A 17,352-nucleotide genomic window follows, 5' to 3' on the forward strand; every position below is an offset into this window, starting at 1 on the left:
CGGCATACGCAGAACGGCGTACTTGCCTTCCTTACCCAGCAGTTGGATGGAAGCACCAGCAGAACGAGCCAGCTTAGCGCCAGCGCCCGGCTTGAGCTCAACAGCGTGGATGATCGAACCGGTCGGGATGTTGCGCAGCGGCAGGTTGTTGCCCACCTTGATATCTGCGTTCGCGCCGGACTCGACAACAGCACCCTGCTTCAGGCCCTTCGGCGCAATGATGTAGCGCTTCTCGCCATCTACGTAGTGCAGCAATGCAATGTTTGCGGTGCGGTTCGGGTCGTACTCGATGTGAGCGACCTTTGCCGGAATGCCGTCCTTGTCGTTACGACGGAAGTCGATCAGACGGTAACGGCGCTTGTGTCCACCGCCGATGTGGCGGGTGGTGATGCGGCCGTAGTTATTACGACCACCGGTTTTGCTCAGCGGGCGCAGCAGGGACTTCTCCGGAGTCGAGCGAGTGATCTCGTCGAACTCAGATACGGAGGATGCGCGGCGACCCGGAGTTGTCGGCTTGTACTTACGAATAGCCATAATTCTTCCTTTTCCTTTCGGCTCTCCGGTGGCGCTTAAGCGCCTGCGCCGAAGACGTCGATGGAGTCGCTGCCTTCACGGAGCGTCACGTATGCGCGCTTGGTGGACTTACGCTGACCGAAGCCGGTGCGGGTGCGCTTGCGCTTACCTGCACGGTTTACGGTATTCACGGAGTCGACCTTCACGTCAAAGATCTGCTCGACGGCATCTTTAATCTGGGACTTGTTGGAGTCTGGGGAGACGAAGAACGTGTAGACGTTCTGCTCCATCAGACCGTAGGACTTCTCAGATACAACCGGGGCGATGATGACATCGCGCGGGTTAGAAATCTTAGCCATTAGTTCTCCTCCTTATCCGCGCCGGTAGCGCGAGTGATGAAGGTGTGTAGCGCCTCAACGGAGAACACAACGTCATCGGAGTAGAGAACGTCGTAGGTGTTGAGCTGACCGGCGTCCAAGATCTGAACGTTCGGCAGGTTATTAGCGCTACGACGGGCGTTGATGTCCTCGCGGCCGATAACCAGCAGCACGTTGTCGCGCTCGGTCAGGGACTCGAGGAAAGCCTTGGCCGCCTTGGTGGACGGCTTCTGGCCAGGAACCAACTCTTCGATGACATGGATGCGCTCGTTGCGAGCACGGTCAGACAACGCACCGAAGAGAGCAGCCTTGATCATCTTCTTAGGGGTGCGCTGTGCGTAGCTACGTGGCTGCGGGCCGTGGACGGTGCCACCGCCGGTGTAGTGCGGCGCACGGATGGAACCCTGGCGCGCACGACCGGTGCCCTTCTGGCGGAAAGGCTTGCGACCACCACCGCGGACGTCGCCGCGGGTCTTGGTGGCGTGGGTGCCCTGACGAGCAGCAGCAAGCTGTGCGTTGACTACCTGGTGCATCAGAGCAACGGATGCCTCGGTGTCAAAGATTTCAGCCGGCAGGTCCACGGAGCCATTGGTCTTACCTTCGGAGGTGTGGACGTCTAGCTTGAGGTTGCTCATGCGTGTGCACCGCCCTTCACTGCGGTCTTAACGGTGACGAGGCCACCGCGCGCACCAGGGATAGCACCCTTGATGAGCAGCAGGTTGGACTCGACATCGACTTTCTGAATCTTCAGGTTTTGGGTCGTCACGCGGTCGTGGCCCATGCGGCCAGCCATGCGCTTGCCCTTGAAGACGCGGCCCGGGGTAGCAGCGCCACCGATACCACCAACGCGGCGGTGAGCGGCCTGGTTACCGTGAGCTGCGCCCTGACCCTGGAAGCCGTGGCGCTTCATAGCACCAGCGTAGCCGTGGCCCTTAGTCTGGCCGGTGACGTCAACGAAAGTGATGTCTTCGAAGATGTCTACCTTGACCTCTTGGCCAACCTCGTATGCGGAGGTGTCGTCCATGCGGATTTCCGCAACGTGACGACGCGGGGTTACGCCAGCCTTTTTGAAGTGACCAGACTCAGGCTTGTTTGCCTTGCGTGGGTCAATCTCGCCAAAGGCGATTTGGATGGCGCTGTAGCCATCGATTTCGGGGGTGCGAATCTGGGTGACAACGCATGGCCCTGCTTCAACGACGGTAACCGGAACAACGCGGTTTTCGTCGTCGAAGACCTGGGTCATGCCGAGCTTCTTGCCCAGAATGCCCTTGATCTCGTTTTCACTCATTATTAGTTCTCCACCAAAGTCGCTTACTGGATGTTCACGTCGACGCTTGCCGGAAGATCGATGCGCATCAAAGCATCAACGGTCTTCGGGGTCGGGTCGAGAATATCGATCAGGCGCTTGTGCGTGCGCATCTCGAAGTGCTCGCGAGAGTCCTTGTACTTGTGCGGAGAACGAATAACTGCGTACACGTTCTTCTCGGTTGGGAGCGGCACTGGGCCAACTACACGAGCACCCGTACGGGTAACGGTCTCGACGATCTTCTTTGCAGAAGCGTCGATTGCCTCGTGGTCATAGGCCTTCAGCCGAATGCGGATCTTTTGTCCCGCCACGCTTATCCTCTTCCTCGCTTCCCCACTTTCACATTCCCGGCGTTTCCGGGGCGTGAAGCGGTGGGAAATTGCTTCTCGATTTCTCTATAACGTTGTCCGGGCTTGGGGCCTGACACAACGCCAGTGGTCTGACTGTCATGACAACCAAGAGATACAGCACATGGCAAATGCCAGTCTGCAGTGCTCCTGACGGGGCACAAGACCCGTAGTCAAAGTATTGTGAAGAGGACGGTTTTCACGCATTACACGTGGAGAGTGTCCTATTCGCTAACTGCCGCTGTTTATTTGCCATGCCCCTTCTCCGGTCCATCGTCTCGGGGTGTCTCTGCTCTAGCGCGGACCTAGCCCGATCGGATGACCTTCCAGTCTGTGTTTCAGGAAACTCCTGATCCACGGTGACAACGAAGGTGTCATGTTCGCTTTACCAGCTCAGCGTCTCGCCGATATGCACCGTGTCTAAGACGGTGCGTTACCGGTTCGCGCTGCCCTGTTAAAGCAACCTATGTATTTAAGCACGATGGGCTGGTGTTTTTCAAACCATCCCAGCAATAGTGCCAATAATCACGTTTTGGTAAATATTGTTGTCCCAGACCCCACGTGTGGTTAAGCGGTAGGTACGCTCAAGGAAGGATTTTGAACCGCTGGTTCTTGGTCCTTCAATTTCATATTGCGACCATGCAAGTCAATATTTAAGGAAAGGCCTTAAAGACCATGTCTGAGAACAACACTCCTGCAAAGCACTCTGAGAACAACGTTGCCGCTTCTGAAGAGCGCGAGGTAAACAACAACCTGGAGACTCAGTACGGCACCACCACCATTGATGACGTCGTTGTTTCCAAGATCGCTGGCATTGCAGCCCGCGAAGTTTCCGGCGTTGACTCCCTCGGTGGCGGCGGCGCTCGCATGATGGGCACCATCCGCGAGTCCTTCGGTGCATCCGAGGACGTACGCCAGGGTGTTGACGTAGAGGTAGAAAACGGCTCCGCAAAGATCGAGATCGCCATCACCGCTGAGTACGGTGTTGCTATCCACGAGCTGGCTGAGGCAATCCGCCGCAACATCATGAACGCTGTCGAGCGCATGACCGGCCTGACCGTAGAACGCGTTGATGTTGTTGTTCACAACGTCAAGCTGCCGAAGGAAGACTCCGAGTCTGAAGAGCAGGCTGCACTGAACCAGGGCCAGGCATAAGAACAATGCCTGAACCCCGAGCACAATTTGAGCTCGAGGTAAGCCACGCTCACGCAATTGCGGAAGCGGTGCAAAAGCTCAACGGTGTCGCGGGCCTTGACGGCGGACCCTACGGCTCGGTGAGCCTACTCTTCCCGGGCGAAAGGGTTACCGGCATGCGCCGGCCCGATCCCCGCGACGATCGCCACCTGCAAATCAACGTCCGTGTTGATATCAGTGCGCAGCCTGATCTGTACCGCCTAGCGGAAGAAATCCGCTCGGCCGCCCGCAAGGCATGTACGGAGCTGGAACGCGTCGACGTTGAGTTTTCTGACGCCGTAGATGGCTTATCCGCTGCTCCCTCGAAGGATTAGATATGAAGAATTACACCACATTGGGCATTGTTATCGGCCTACTACTTGCCTTCTTTTTGTACTTAGGTTGGGGTTGGACGCTGCTCGCCGTGCTGCTTGCTGCCGTCGGTGGCCTCTTGGGCTCCCACTTTGATGGCCGCATCGACCTCAGCGCTGTGTGGAATGGCCTCATTGGCAAGGAGAAAGGCCAAGGCTAATGTCAGAAGGTTCCACTAAGGGCCACACGCGTTTCTCGCTGCGGACCATGGAACGAATCGTGACCGCCGCAATTGCTAGCGTGCCTGGCACAAAAGATTTAGATGCCAAGCTTGCTGGCATTGGCGGACGCGGTTATCCACGGGTTTCGGTACAGATGGATCCAGAGCGTGAAGTCGCTGCCGTGAGCGCGACCATCGCTGTGGTGTGGCCGTCTCCGGTTACCGCAGTCGCGGAAAGTACGCGTGCCGCCATTTCAGAGGCTATTGCTGCCCATACCGGCTATTCCACCACCCGCGTTAATGTCACCGTCGGTGAGTCGGTTCCGGATACCCGGGTTACCGCAGAACAGCTTGCGCAGCGTCCTGCCGCTTCAGCTTTTACCCCGGAGGTCAGTCCTTCTACCGTGACCCAACCCGTTACTCAGGACTCGGTCGAAGTGCGAAGCATCGAGACTCCGGAAGAAGCCCCGGTTCGCAACGTCGACACCCCGCAAGAGGCGGAAATCCGCGAAATTTCTTCTGGAAAGGAAGTTGCTGTTCGCGGAGTATCGACACCCTCTGGTGACACGCCAGTGCGCTCCGTCGATACGCCGCGAGAAGCATCGGTGCGCAGCATTTCCGCTGCTCTTCCAGACCACCAGCTGCTAGAAATTAGCGCTCCAGAAGATCACGAACCGCGTCGCATCGTCGAACCACGCCCAGAGCAGGTACGCAGCGTTCGCGCTCCGCGCCCTGGCAGGTTGCTTCCGAGCGGACAGGTACGCCCCTTTGTCAAAAAGGCAAAGGTCTCTGTTCCCCGTCCGCAGCCTTTGCGCAAAATCGAGATCGACAATTCAGAACAGAAAAAGCGCGTTCGCATTGCCCGCCCGGCTCCCCTGCGCAAGGTGCAGCCACCGCGCCCGCAGCCGCTGCGCAAGATCGAGATCGACAATTCCCGAAGCGAGCAACGCGTGCGGACCGTTAGGCCCGCGTCCCTGCGCAAGGTTCAGGCCCCGCGTCAGGAACCGCTAAAGCGCATTGAGGTATCGCCAGCTAGCCAGCGCCCGTTGCACGTCTATGCGCCACGGCCTGAGCCGCTGCGTGCCATTTCCATTACCCCGTACCACGAGCAAGGAGGCAATAATGGCTGAAATGAATTTGCCTGAGCATTTCGGGCAGCGGCCCAAGGCGTCTCCTGCAGTGCGCACGTGGACCGTAATTCTGGGTTTCGTTCTGCTTGCCATTGGCATTGTGGGTGTCCGCGAAACCTGGCTTGTCGGAGCAGATGCCAATGCCCAATCGTGGGTTCAGCCGGTCCTTGATCTTATTGCCACCGAGCAATTAGAGACGTGGATGATCTGGGCTGGCGTGGCTTCCATCGTGGTTGGTCTCATCTTTGTATTCGCTGCGGTAAAGACCCGTCGCAATACCCACACCCAGGTCGCTTCCGAGTCCGCTTCCATGTGGATGCGGCCAGTCGATGTCGCGCGATTGAGCTCTGCTGCAGCACGCCGTGTTCCGGGAGTTGCTTCCGCGCAGACTTCGGCGGATACCAAGAGCGCGAAGGTCACCGTTAATGGCGATGAGCAAGACGCCGATTTGCCTGGGCGCGTGGAAAAGGCTGTCACCCGCGCTTTAGAGGTCCTTGCAGACCCACCCAAGGTCACCGTAGCCGTAGAGAAGATTCCGGAGATGGATAATCATGTCTAAAAAGCTTGCTACCTTTGACCGAATCCTCCTGGGCTTGCTTGGAATTATCCTCATCGCGCTAGGTGTATGGCCGATCCTCATTAACTTCAATGTGGAATTTGCTGAGTACTTGGCCGAGTGGGTAGACCACGATACGTGGCGCACTTTGGGCGATAATAATTGGTGGGTCTGGGTCTTGGCTGGCGCCTCTGCCCTGCTGCTCATCATTGGCTTGTGGCTCATCGTCGTGAACCTGCGTCACCGCCGCTTTAATAATGTGGAATCCGCAGCCTCCAATGAACAAGGAGCAATCTCTGCATCCATGAACGCCATCGCCACCGCGGTGGCCAAGGATCTGGACTCGCTCGATGGAGTGGAACGCGTAGACCGCTTGGTTGCATACGACCGCGCCCGCCCAACGCTGCAGTACACGGTGGTTGCTAACCCAGATACCCCGCTGGAGAGACTGACTGATGCTGTGGAGACCAATGAACGCGACTTCCGGGAGGCTTTCCCAAACGCTGACTTGGATACCAGCTATAAGCTGCACTTCACCAAGGTTAAGCCGATGAAGGATTTAGCTGAATAAGGGGTTTGGGGTCTCAGCAACAAGGACCTCAACCACCTTGCCCAATCGCGCATAATCGCCGCCCTCGAGGAGTACTTCCAGCTCCTCGCCGGGGCGGCATTTTTCTATCCTTTTCCACGCATAATCGCGGGCAACCACCCGCCGATTCTCCTTCTGAAAGAGATGCAGTCCGTGGTCTAGAACTGCAATCGCACTCTCGAAACGGAGGATATAAACAAAGTCTCCCAACTCGTAGCGCTTAAGCCCGCTGAGTTCTGGTAGCTGTTCAGACAGCCGCATGATGCTGGAGACGATCCCAAGGCGGTGTTCAAAGCCTTCAGCGTCCGTAACCACGAAGGGCCGGCCGGGCCCCGTTGGCCGAATCGCACTATATGACCACACCACCGGCTGCGTATTAGCGCGGCGAACAATGATACGGGAAGCATCGGCGGTGATGCGGCAGATGGGGGCATCGCTAAGCACGAGCCACTCACCTGTGCCCACGCGACCTTCCTCGAGGGGCAATAACGGCGGGTGAACTTCGGCCTGCCTCTCAAGTTCCGCGACCAACTCCGCGTCGCTCACGCCCCAGCCGATGCCCCGGTTGGCTAATAAGGCAAAAAGCGTAGGCAGGCTCAGATCAGGCTGCCCCTCCCACGCCTTGCGCAGCGCTGCCAAGGTCGGGTCAATGCGAGTGGGATCTTCCATAAGTGACTAGCCTACCGAGCCCTTCTGCCCTAATACAGCCACGGGGGAACACCCCGCATTGGTTGATTGGTTACCCCCGTTGTCACTTATTTTCAGGTAAGCAATTCTTATAGCTTTTGAACAATTCAGGTTTTTAAACTTGCAGCTGAATCCCATTTTTCTTTTTAGGACCCTAAACAACTACACTGTAAAAATACCTGTCGTTTGATTGGCGATGTACATCACGGGGTTACGTTAATTGTGCGCTCGCTTATATCTTATTAGATTGGTCACATACAACGACTCCATCGTTGGCTTCATATTTATTCGCACTGTTTCCTGCTTAACCGCGCACGGAGAATTTCCCCATGACAAAGTATTTGATCAAAAAGATCTTGGGCTGGTTACTCATGATCTTTTTAGCCACTAACTTGGCTTATTTCTTGGCGGCCTCGTTTTTGGACCCGCGTTCGAACTACACCGAGCGCCGTCCACCACTTTCAGATGAGGAAATCAACAACCTCCTCGAGCCCTATAACCTCAGCCCAGAAACCCCGCTCCTGGAGCGCTGGTGGACTTGGCTGACCAATATCCTCACGAAGTGGGACTGGGGACAATCTCCGGTCGGTGAGATGGTTAACGAAGAGATCAGCTACCGCATCTGGGTATCCGCACAGCTGCTCTTGCTGGCCACCATCCTGTCCATCGTCATCGGTGTGGCCGTTGGTGTATACACCGCCTCCCGCCAGTACAAGACCGGTGACCGCGTGTGGCAGGGAATTTCCATCATTGCAATGAATACCCACGTGGTTGTTGCCTCCATCGCCGTCGTCTGGGCCGCCCTGGAGATCAACGATTTGACCGGCAAGAAGATTTTCTACGTCGTCGGCTCTAAGTCCTTGGGGGTCGAGGGATTCTTCCCCAAGCTCCTGGACTCCGCGCAGCACCTCGTCTTGCCCACGATTTCCCTGGTGATCATCAGCTACGCCAGCTACCACATGACTCAGCGCACGCTGCTGCTCGATAACCTCGATGCGGATTATGTCCGCACCGCACGTGCAAAGGGACTTACCCGCCAGCAGGCCATCCGCAAGCACGCGCTGCGCACCTCCATCATTCCGGTGGCAACGTCCGTCGCCTTCTCTGTGCCCGGCATCTTCACCGGTGCCGTGATGACGGAGCGCATCTTCGGCTGGAACGGTATGGGCCAGTACTTCATCCAGACCATCAGTAAGAACGACATCAATGGCGCGGTAGCCGTGGCGGCATTCGGTGCCGCAATGACGGCCGTGTCCGCCGTCTTGGCAGACCTCGTTGTTGTCGCCTTGGATCCACGAGTAAGGGTGAGCTAAATGACAAATCCCAAAGAACCAAAGATGTCCAAGAAACAGGCCCGTGGCGAGGTTTCTACGCGCACCGAGGTCGTCTCCGAGGATCCTTTAAGCAATGAGGAAGCCGAGCGCATGGCCACGCTGCCGGAGGTTCCCCGCGGTACTTCCCGGTACAAGCTGTACGTCCGCCGCTTCTTCCGCAACAAGCTAGCCACCGTCGGTGTTTTCATCCTGGGCTTTCTCATCTTCGCCGCCCTTTTTGGCAATTTCTTTGCCCAGTGGGACTACACGGAACCGGACTTCCTCGCCCTGTCTGAGCCACCGAGCTCCGAGCACTGGTTCGGTACCAACGATTCCGGCAATGACCTCTATGCCCAAACCATCCACGGTCTTGGCAGGTCCCTGACTATCGCCATCGTGGTGTCCTTTGCCACGTTGGTCATTTCGGCATTCATCGGCTGTGGCGCGGCACTGTGGGGCGGTTTTGCAGAAAAGGCCGTTCTCGCCGTTATTCACTTCCTACTTTCCATCCCGACCTTCCTGCTCATCGCCCTTGTGGTGGCAGACTCCGGCGGTGACTGGAAGCTTTTGATGATCGTCCTTATCGCCTTCGGCTGGATGTACCAGGCCCGCGTGATTTGGTCCCTGGCTCTTACCGTTCGCGAGCAGGATTATGTCCGCGCCGCAAGCTACATGGGCGTATCCAAGATGCGTACCATCGTCCGCCACGTCATTCCTAATATTGGTTCGCTGCTTATCATCCAGTTCGTCTTCGGCGTGGTGGGTACCGTGGGCTCTGAGACCGCACTGTCCTTCCTGGGCTTGGGCGTAAAGCTTCCCGATGTCTCCCTCGGTACCTTGCTGCAGGGCGGCACCGCCTCCTTGCAATCTGCCCCGTGGCAGTTCTACTTCCCCGCCGCTACCTTGACGCTGCTGACCGTCTCCATGGCATTTATTGGCGATGACCTGCGCGACGCACTCGACCCCAACTCCAATTCCGGAGGTAAACTATGACTTCGCCTATCTTGTCCGTCAATGACTTACGCGTCAGCTTCCCCTCTGAAGCGGGTACCGTCTCTGCGGTGCGTGGTGTCAGCTTTGACCTGCACCCCGGCCGCACCCTGGGCATCGTCGGCGAATCCGGCTCCGGTAAGTCCGTGACTTCCATGTCCATCATGGGTCTGCTGCCGGAATACGCCAAGGTTGAAGGCTCCGTGAAATTCGATGGCCGCGAGCTCCTCGGGCTTTCTGATAAGGAAATGTCCCGCATCCGCGGCAATGGCATCGGCATGATCTTCCAGGATCCGCTCTCCGCGCTGACTCCAGTCTTCGATATTGGGTCCCAGCTGGTAGAGGCTATCCAGGCCCACCAGGACATCGGCAAGAAAAAGGCCCTGAAGCAAGCCACCGAGCTACTAGATCTGGTGGGCATCCCCGAGCCGCACCTGCGCCTAAAGTCCTTCCCGCACGAATTTTCCGGCGGTATGCGCCAGCGCGTGGTCATCGCGATTGCTATTGCAAATAACCCGCGCGTGCTCATCGCCGATGAGCCGACGACGGCCCTCGACGTCACCATCCAGGCCCAAATCCTGGACGTCATCCGGGTGGCGCAGCGCGAAACCGGCGCCGCCACCATCATGATTACCCACGATATGGGCGTGGTGGCAGAAACCGCCGATGATGTCATGGTCATGTACGCCGGCCAACCGGTAGAACACGGCGACGTCGACACCATTTTTTCTAACCCCCGCATGCCCTATACCGTAGGCCTGCTCGGTTCCACGCCGCGCCCTGATTCCTCGGCCTCGGAGCCCCTGACCCCCATCGAGGGCAACCCTCCGGTCTTGGTGAACTTGAAGGATCGCTGCCAATTCGCTCCGCGCTGCCCCGTAGCGCAGGAGGCTTGCCTGACCGGCGAGCCGGAGCTGCTTCCACTCAAGGACGAATCCGTATCCCACCGCAGCGCCTGCCTGCGTGCGCCGGAAATTCACAACCGCAAGATCGACGGTGAGCTGATGTTCAAGCCGCCGCAGCTTGCCGATGACGTCTTGGCCGACGTTCCCCGCGAGGATCGCAAGACCACCCTCGCCGTGAACGATCTGCGCAAGCAGTTCCCGCTAACCAAGGGCGCTCTAATTAAGCGCAAGGTGGGGACCGTGAAGGCCGTAGACGGCCTCACCTTCGATATCCGGGAGGGCGAGTGCATGGCCATCGTTGGCGAGTCTGGCTGTGGTAAGACCACCACGTTGCTGGAGATCATGGATCTGGACCCAGAAAAAGGGGCCGTTGTGCTCAACGGCAAGGACGCCAATGGCATGAGCGGCTCCGAGCGCCGCGAGGCCCGCAAAGACATCCAGATCGTCTTCCAGGATCCGATGAGCTCGCTCAACCCACGCCTGACCGTGCGCGAGGTCATTGCGGAACCGCTCAACTCGCTGGGCTTTGATGGCGATGTTGATGCCCGCGTGAATGAGCTCATGGGCCTAGTCGGCCTCGACTCCTCGCAGTTGGACCGCTTCCCTAGCCACTTCTCCGGCGGCCAGCGCCAGCGCATCGGCTTGGCACGCGCCCTAGCCACGCGCCCTTCGGTCCTCGTGCTGGATGAGCCAGTCTCCGCCTTGGACGTGTCCATCCAAGCGGGTGTCATTAACCTCCTCGAGGACCTCAAGCGAAAGCTGGGCCTGTCCTATCTCTTCGTCGCCCACGATCTTTCCGTCGTGCGCCACCTTTCGGACCGCGTTGCGGTGATGTACAAGGGCCAGTTCGTCGAGTCCGGCTCGACGGATGAGATTTTCGATAACCCGCAGGATGACTACACCAAGAAGCTTCTGGATGCCATCCCGAATCCGGATCCCAAGGTTGCCCGCGCACGCAGGGAAAAGTCCCGAGCATAGCCCTCCCATAGCCCCGCACCCTTTCCAGAAAGTGATTGCGGACACAAATATAAATATTGTAAAGTACGCCACATAGTTGCAGTGGGCGGTTACCAAATCGACCGTCTATGCCAACTTCGTCTTCACCTCACGCAAGGAGTAATCCCCATGAAAAAGTTCGGTCGCTTCCGCATAGCAACGGTTGCCACTCTCTCCGCCACCGCACTCGCCCTCACCGCATGCTCGGGTTCTGGTGACGGTGGCGACTCCTCCAACAAGGCTGTCGGCGGTCTCGAGATCGACGTCAAGCCCACCGGTGACTACAACGAGAAAGAACGCGATGAGATTAAGGACGGCGGTGAGCTCACCCTCTCCCTTTCCGAGCTAACTGAGCAGCAGAACCAGTTCCACGCCAACATGACCACGGATACCAGCACCGTATGGAGCTGGTATAACCCGCAAATGGCGCTCTATGACGGCGAGGGTCACTACACCCCAAACCCTGCCTACCTGGATTCGGTAGACGAATCTACCGAAGGCGACAAGACCGTCGTGACCTACGACATCAACGATGACGCCACCTTCAACGATGGCACCCCCATTGACTGGACCGCTTTCGAGAACACCTGGCGCTTCAACAATGGCAAGGACATGGACGTCCAGGTCAACTCCACCGACGGTTACGAGCTGATCGAATCCGTGGAGAAGGGTGAGAACGATAAGGAAGCCGTGGTCACCTTCGAGGGTCCATATCCATGGTGGCAGGGACTGTTTAACGACATCCTGCACCCCGCGATTGATACCGCCGAGAAGTTTGACAAGGAGTACCTGGGCAAGCTCAACCCGCAGTACGGTGCGGGCCCATTCAAGGTCGAAAACTCCGATTTCCGCGGCGGCACCGTGTCCTTCGTTCCTAACGAGAAGTGGTGGGGCGATGAGCCGAAGCTGGACAAGGTCAGCTACCGCGTGATGGAGGACCAGGCAACCATCAACGCTTTCCAGGCTGGCGAAATCGACGCCGCCGGCGTGGGTACCAAGAATAACCTCACCATCGCCGCAGACATGGGCGATTCCATCGACGTCCGCGCAGCCACCCGCCCGGCTAGCATCCTGTTCACTTTGAACTCCAAGGCCCCACAGTTGGCTGATAAGGATGTTCGCCACGCAGTATTTGCAGCCATCGACCGCGACCAGCTCGCAGAAATCCGTTATAACGGCCTTGGCTATGAAGAGGAAATGCCTGGCTCCCTGACGCTTTACCCAACCCAGGAAGATTACAAGGACAACCTTTCTGAGGTACTCGAGTACGACGTTGAAGAAGCCAAGAGCCTGCTGGAGGACGCCGGCTACTCTCAAGGCGATGACGGTTACTACGCCAAGGACGGCGAGAAGCTTTCGCTTCGCTACGTGCTTATCGGCGATGACGAGGTCGACAAGTCCACCGCTGCTGCTGTCCAGAAGATGCTGAAGGACGCAGGCATCGAGCTGAAGATTGAGGAGCGCCCAAGCTCTGACTTCTCCAAGATCGCCAGCGAGCGCGACTTTGACCTCTTCCTCTCCGGTATCGCCGCAAGTGACCCATTCGGCCCAGCATTCTTTGGTCAGACCTACGCCAGCGACTCCACCCTCAACATGTCCGGCACTGGTACCGAGGAATTCGACAAGAAGATCGAAAAGATGCAGAAGCTGCCGACCCGCGATGAGCAGATCAAGCGCATCAATGAGCTCGAATCCGAGGCTTTCTCAGAGTATGGCATGCTTCCGTACGCCAACGGCCCACAGATGGTCGGTCTGAAGAAGGGCATCGCCAACATGGGCGCCCCCGGATTCGCCGTCGTTCCTAAGGAAAACATCGGCTGGGAGAAATAATAACTACTTCCCTCACTAGATAAAGGCCTTCCCTGCCCGCAGGCACGGAAGGCTTTTTCCGTTTTGGGGCTCGCCTCCGACTAAGCCAGTTAGCCAAGCGACATAAGATACCGCCCAGACCGAGCCGGATCTGGAACTATCACCTCGCTCGTCTCCTGCACAGCATTCTCGCCACCGACGAAGGCTTAAAGGCATAATGCAAGTTGTAAATGGTCCAACCAGCTTCGAGCTACAGCACCCACCCGCTCGAGTGCCGGCTGACACCGCGCGGGGAACGCGTCTAGGGATCAAAAAAGTCCGCCACACCGACATGCGGTGCAGCGGACTCTTAAAGCTCTACTGAGCGGTTACGAAGCCTCGATTAGTCGAGAACCTTGGTAACGCGGCCAGCGCCGACGGTGCGGGAACCCTCGCGGATAGCGAAGCGCAGGCCCTCGTCCATAGCAACAGGCTGGATGAGCTCAACGGACATCTCAACGTTGTCGCCAGGCATAACCATCTCGGTGCCCTCAGGCAGGTTCACAACACCGGTAACGTCGGTGGTGCGGAAGTAGAACTGAGGACGGTAGTTGTTCATGAACGGGGTGTGGCGGCCGCCCTCGTCCTTCTTCAGGACGTAGACGGAACCCTCGAACTTGGTGTGAGGAGTGTAAGCGCCAGGCTTGATAACAACCTGGCCACGCTCAACGTCCTCACGCTTGGTACCACGCAAAAGCAGACCACAGTTGTCGCCAGCCTCGGTGTAGTCCATCATCTTGCGGAACATCTCGATACCGGTAACGGTGGTGTTCTGGGACTTCTCCTGGATACCGATGATCTCAACGTCCTCGTTGACGTTCAGACGACCGCGCTCAACACGGCCGGTAACAACGGTGCCGCGGCCGGTAATGGTGAAGATGTCCTCGATAGGCATCAGGAACGGCTGGTCGGTAGCGCGTTCCGGGTCTGGGATGGAGTTATCGCAGGCCTCCATCAGGTCAACGATGGACTGCACCCACTTCTCGTCACCCTCGAGTGCCTTCAGAGCGGAGATGTGAACGATAGGAGCTTCCTCATCGTAGTCCTGCTCTGCGAGCAGCTCGGAGATTTCCATCTCCACGAGCTCGATGATTTCCTCATCGTCAACCATGTCGCACTTGTTCAGTGCAACGAGGATGTAAGGAACGCCAACCTGGCGAGCAAGCAGAACGTGCTCGCGGGTCTGCGGCATCGGGCCATCGGTTGCAGCAACAACCAAGATAGCGCCGTCCATCTGAGCTGCGCCGGTAATCATGTTCTTGATGTAGTCGGCGTGGCCCGGGGCGTCAACGTGTGCGTAGTGACGCTTCGGGGTGGAGTACTCCACGTGGGAGATGTTAATGGTAATACCGCGCTCCTTCTCCTCAGGAGCCTTGTCGATCATGTCGAACGCGAATGCCTGGTTCTCCTCAGGGTACTGGTCAGCCAGAACCTTGGTGATCGCTGCGGTGGTGGTGGTCTTGCCGTGGTCGACGTGTCCGATGGTGCCGATGTTCACATGCGGCTTCGTACGCTCGAACTTCTCCTTTGCCACTGTATGTCCTCCTGGACTATATGGTGGCTACGACCTTCGCAGCCACGTGGTTGACAGTTGTCATTGGCACCTGACCCATTGTCTGGGACAAAGCGCTAATGACGCTTTCTTTACGTGCCAGTTACACGATCCTAGATTTATCCCGCGGTTTTTTCAAACCGCCATTATAGGAGGTAACCCCGCGTATTTTCGCGGCCATTTCCCTCAACAAGAGTCTCAAATAAAGGATCCTGGGAGGGTAACGGCCGGCTCAATTCACAACCAATGGTTTTAGCTGCAAACTCAGCCCGCCGCTACCCGGCCCAGTTGCCGCATTTAGCGGTGAGGCTGGCATCTACTGGCAGAGACTACCAGCCCTTAGCCACCGCTTAATGGGCGGGGCGTCGTTATTAGTTAGCGCCGCCGGTGCGCTCTTCGATGATCTCCTGTGCCACGGAGGAAGGAACCTCAGCGTAGGAGTCGAAGACCATGGTGAAGTTAGCGCGGCCTGCGGTGGAAGAACGCAGGTCACCGATGTAGCCGAACATTTCAGACAGCGGAACCTTAGCCTTGACAACCTTGGCGCCGGAACGGTCTTCCATGGCGAAGACCTGGCCACGACGGGAGGAGATATCACCGTTAACGGTGCCCATGTACTCCTCAGGGGTAACAACCTCAACGGCCATCATTGGCTCCAGCAGAACCGGCTTTGCCTTGGCCATAGCTTCCTTGAATACCTGGGAGCCGGCCAGCTTGAAAGCCATCTCGGAGGAGTCAACGTCGTGGTAAGCGCCGTCTTCCAGCGTTGCCTTGATGTTGACCATCGGGAAGCCAGCCAGGTAGCCGTACTGCATTGCATCCTGGATACCAGCATCGACGGAAGGGATGTATTCCTTCGGCACGCGGCCACCGGTCACGGCGTTCTCGAAGGCGTAGGTTGCAGACTCGCCCTCTTCCAAGGTCTCTGGGTCCGGGTTGTACGGCTCGATGGTGCAGATAACCTTTGCGAACTGGCCGGAACCACCGGTCTGCTTCTTGTGGGTGTAGTCGATGGACTCCACCTTGCGGCGAATGGTCTCGCGGTAAGCAACCTGTGGGTTACCGATGTTCGCCTCGACCTTGAACTCGCGCTTCATGCGGTCAACAAGAACGTCGAGGTGGAGCTCGCCCATACCGCCGATAACGGTTTGGCCGGTCTCATCGTCCAACTCAACGGTGAAGGTTGGGTCCTCGGCAGCGAGCTTCTGGATGGCGTTACCCAGCTTCTCCTGGTCGGCCTTGGTCTTCGGCTCGATGGAGACCTTGATAACCGGGTCCGGGAAGTCCATGGACTCAAGAATGATCTGGTCATTCTTGTCACACAGGGTGTCACCGGTGGTGGTTTCCTTCAGACCAACAACGGCGTAGATGTTGCCGGCGTCAGCCTGCTCCACCGGGTTCTCCTTGTTGGCGTGCATCTGGAAGAGCTTACCGATGCGCTCCTTCTTGCCCTTGGTGGAGTTCATGACCTCGGTACCAGGGGTGACCTGGCCGGAGTAAACGCGCACGAAGTTGAGCTGACCGAAGAATGGGTGAGCTGCAATCTTGAAGGACAGTGCGGAGAAGGAAGACTCAACGGAAGGCTTACGGGTAAGCTGCTGGTCCTCATCGCCCACAGCGTGGCCGATAACCTCGCCCACGTCGAGCGGGTTAGGCAGGAAGTCCACAACAGCATCCAGCAGCGGCTGGACACCCTTGTTGCGGTAAGCGGTACCACAGTAGACCGGGTAAATCTCAGAGTTGATGGTCAGCTTGCGGATACCGGCCTTCAGCTCGTCAATGGAGAGCTCTTCGCCGCCGAAGTACTTCTCCATGAGTTCTTCGTCAGACTCTGCAACGGCCTCAACCAGCTGCTCGCGGTACTGCTCAGCCTTTTCCTTGAGGTCCTCAGGGATCTCCTCGTAGGTTGGCTCAGCACCGGTCTCGACCTTGCCGCGCCAGGTGATGGCCTGCATGTTCAGCAGGTCAACAACGCCGTCGAAGTCATCCTCAGCGCCGATAGGCAGCTGCATAACGAGCGGCTTAGCACCCAAGCGCTCAACGATGGTGTCAACGGTGTAGTAGAAGTCTGCGCCCAGCTTGTCCATCTTGTTGACGAAGCAAATGCGCGGAACGTCATACTTGGCAGCCTGGCGCCACACCTGCTCGGACTGCGGCTCCACACCTTCCTTACCGTCGAAGACGGCGACGGCGCCATCGAGGACGCGCAGGGAGCGCTCAACCTCAACGGTGAAGTCAACGTGACCCGGGGTGTCAATGATGTTGATCTGGTTGTTGTTCCAGAAACAGGTCACGGCAGCCGAGGTAATGGTGATGCCGCGTTCCTTTTCCTGTGCCATCCAGTCAGTGGTGGATGCACCGTCGTGCGTCTCGCCCACCTTACGGTTGATACCGGTGTAGAAGAGAATACGCTCGGTGGTGGTCGTCTTACCAGCATCGATGTGGGCCATGATGCCAATGTTGCGGACCTTGTTCAGATCCTTGAGCACTTCTTGTGCCACGTTTATACCCCAACTTAATAGTCGTCGACGCCGTGAC

At 57.7% G+C, this 17,352-nt stretch carries 18 protein-coding genes; 10 read left to right on the top strand and 8 right to left on the bottom strand.

Translation table 11 applies throughout. From position 1 onward, the window contains the following. From rplB to rpsJ, 5 genes are all read right to left on the bottom strand, one after another. The coding region (gene rplB, locus ABRP84_RS08245; protein ID WP_349853298.1) for a 50S ribosomal protein L2 at positions 1-534 on the bottom strand (534 nt) is incomplete at its 3' end. A 35-nt stretch (positions 535-569) separates the two neighbouring features. Continuing rightward, complete coding sequence (rplW, locus tag ABRP84_RS08250; RefSeq protein ID WP_005276934.1) at positions 570-872, bottom strand: 50S ribosomal protein L23; 303 nt, start codon at positions 870-872, stop codon at positions 570-572. After that, the gene (gene rplD / locus ABRP84_RS08255) at positions 872-1,525 is read right to left on the bottom strand and encodes a 50S ribosomal protein L4 (RefSeq protein ID WP_005281229.1); all 654 of its coding nucleotides are present in this window, start codon (positions 1,523-1,525) and stop codon (positions 872-874) included. The genes rplW and rplD overlap by 1 nt, the downstream gene beginning before the upstream one ends. Then, on the bottom strand, positions 1,522-2,178 hold the full coding sequence (rplC, locus tag ABRP84_RS08260; protein ID WP_349853299.1) for a 50S ribosomal protein L3: 657 nt from the start codon (positions 2,176-2,178) through the stop codon (positions 1,522-1,524). Before rplC ends, rplD begins: the two co-directional genes overlap by 4 nt. Positions 2,179-2,201: 23 nt before the next feature. Then, the gene (rpsJ, locus tag ABRP84_RS08265; RefSeq protein ID WP_003848085.1) at positions 2,202-2,507 is read right to left on the bottom strand and encodes a 30S ribosomal protein S10; all 306 of its coding nucleotides are present in this window, start codon (positions 2,505-2,507) and stop codon (positions 2,202-2,204) included. Positions 2,508-3,218: 711 nt separating this feature from the next. On the opposite strand from rpsJ, the gene ABRP84_RS08270 reads away from it, so the two are divergent. The 6 genes from ABRP84_RS08270 to amaP are packed head-to-tail and all read left to right on the top strand — an operon-like array spanning position 3,219 to position 6,505. Then, a complete protein-coding gene (locus ABRP84_RS08270; protein ID WP_005276899.1) occupies positions 3,219-3,698 on the top strand; it encodes an Asp23/Gls24 family envelope stress response protein in 480 nt (159 codons plus the stop codon). 5 nt (positions 3,699-3,703) lie between these two features. Beyond that, positions 3,704-4,051, top strand: a complete 348-nt coding sequence (locus ABRP84_RS08275; protein ID WP_023025177.1) for a Rossmann-fold NAD(P)-binding domain-containing protein — start codon at positions 3,704-3,706, stop codon at positions 4,049-4,051. 2 nt (positions 4,052-4,053) lie between these two features. Next, a complete protein-coding gene (locus ABRP84_RS08280) occupies positions 4,054-4,248 on the top strand; it encodes a hypothetical protein (protein WP_023025176.1) in 195 nt (64 codons plus the stop codon). Continuing rightward, entirely contained in the window at positions 4,248-5,378 is a 1,131-nt protein-coding gene (locus ABRP84_RS08285) for an Asp23/Gls24 family envelope stress response protein (RefSeq protein ID WP_349853300.1), read from the top strand. The genes ABRP84_RS08280 and ABRP84_RS08285 overlap by 1 nt, the downstream gene beginning before the upstream one ends. After that, positions 5,371-5,937, top strand: a complete 567-nt coding sequence (locus ABRP84_RS08290; protein WP_023025174.1) for a DUF6286 domain-containing protein — start codon at positions 5,371-5,373, stop codon at positions 5,935-5,937. Before ABRP84_RS08285 ends, ABRP84_RS08290 begins: the two co-directional genes overlap by 8 nt. Continuing rightward, positions 5,930-6,505 (top strand): alkaline shock response membrane anchor protein AmaP, encoded by a 576-nt coding sequence (gene amaP, locus ABRP84_RS08295; protein ID WP_023025173.1) that lies wholly within the window; start codon positions 5,930-5,932, stop codon positions 6,503-6,505. The genes ABRP84_RS08290 and amaP overlap by 8 nt, the downstream gene beginning before the upstream one ends. On the opposite strand, the gene ABRP84_RS08300 is transcribed toward amaP, so the two are convergent. Beyond that, the gene (locus ABRP84_RS08300; RefSeq protein ID WP_349853301.1) at positions 6,494-7,192 is read right to left on the bottom strand and encodes a hypothetical protein; all 699 of its coding nucleotides are present in this window, start codon (positions 7,190-7,192) and stop codon (positions 6,494-6,496) included. The genes amaP and ABRP84_RS08300 overlap by 12 nt on opposite strands. A 347-nt stretch (positions 7,193-7,539) precedes the next feature. Between ABRP84_RS08300 and ABRP84_RS08305 the strand changes: the two genes are divergently transcribed. The 4 genes from ABRP84_RS08305 (at position 7,540) to ABRP84_RS08320 (ending at position 13,244) form a co-directional block, all read left to right on the top strand. After that, positions 7,540-8,523, top strand: a complete 984-nt coding sequence (locus ABRP84_RS08305; RefSeq protein ID WP_005276890.1) for an ABC transporter permease — start codon at positions 7,540-7,542, stop codon at positions 8,521-8,523. After that, positions 8,524-9,516, top strand: a complete 993-nt coding sequence (locus ABRP84_RS08310) for an ABC transporter permease (protein ID WP_349853302.1) — start codon at positions 8,524-8,526, stop codon at positions 9,514-9,516. Beyond that, the gene (locus ABRP84_RS08315) at positions 9,513-11,396 is read left to right on the top strand and encodes an ABC transporter ATP-binding protein (RefSeq protein ID WP_349853303.1); all 1,884 of its coding nucleotides are present in this window, start codon (positions 9,513-9,515) and stop codon (positions 11,394-11,396) included. The genes ABRP84_RS08310 and ABRP84_RS08315 overlap by 4 nt, the downstream gene beginning before the upstream one ends. A 147-nt stretch (positions 11,397-11,543) precedes the next feature. Further along, positions 11,544-13,244, top strand: coding sequence for an ABC transporter family substrate-binding protein (locus ABRP84_RS08320; protein ID WP_349853305.1), 1,701 nt, complete (start codon positions 11,544-11,546; stop codon positions 13,242-13,244). 361 nt (positions 13,245-13,605) lie between these two features. Here ABRP84_RS08320 and tuf read toward each other — a convergent pair whose 3' ends face one another. Then, positions 13,606-14,796 carry an elongation factor Tu gene (gene tuf / locus ABRP84_RS08325; RefSeq protein WP_023025170.1) on the bottom strand — a complete coding sequence of 397 codons (1,191 nt, stop codon included), beginning with the start codon at positions 14,794-14,796 and terminating at the stop codon, positions 13,606-13,608. A gap of 389 nt (positions 14,797-15,185) precedes the next feature. Beyond that, entirely contained in the window at positions 15,186-17,315 is a 2,130-nt protein-coding gene (gene fusA, locus ABRP84_RS08330) for an elongation factor G (protein ID WP_023016729.1), read from the bottom strand. Positions 17,316-17,352: the final 37 nt, after the last annotated feature.

This window comes from Corynebacterium sp. KPL2861, assembly GCF_040225475.1.
Taxonomy (GTDB): domain Bacteria; phylum Actinomycetota; class Actinomycetes; order Mycobacteriales; family Mycobacteriaceae; genus Corynebacterium.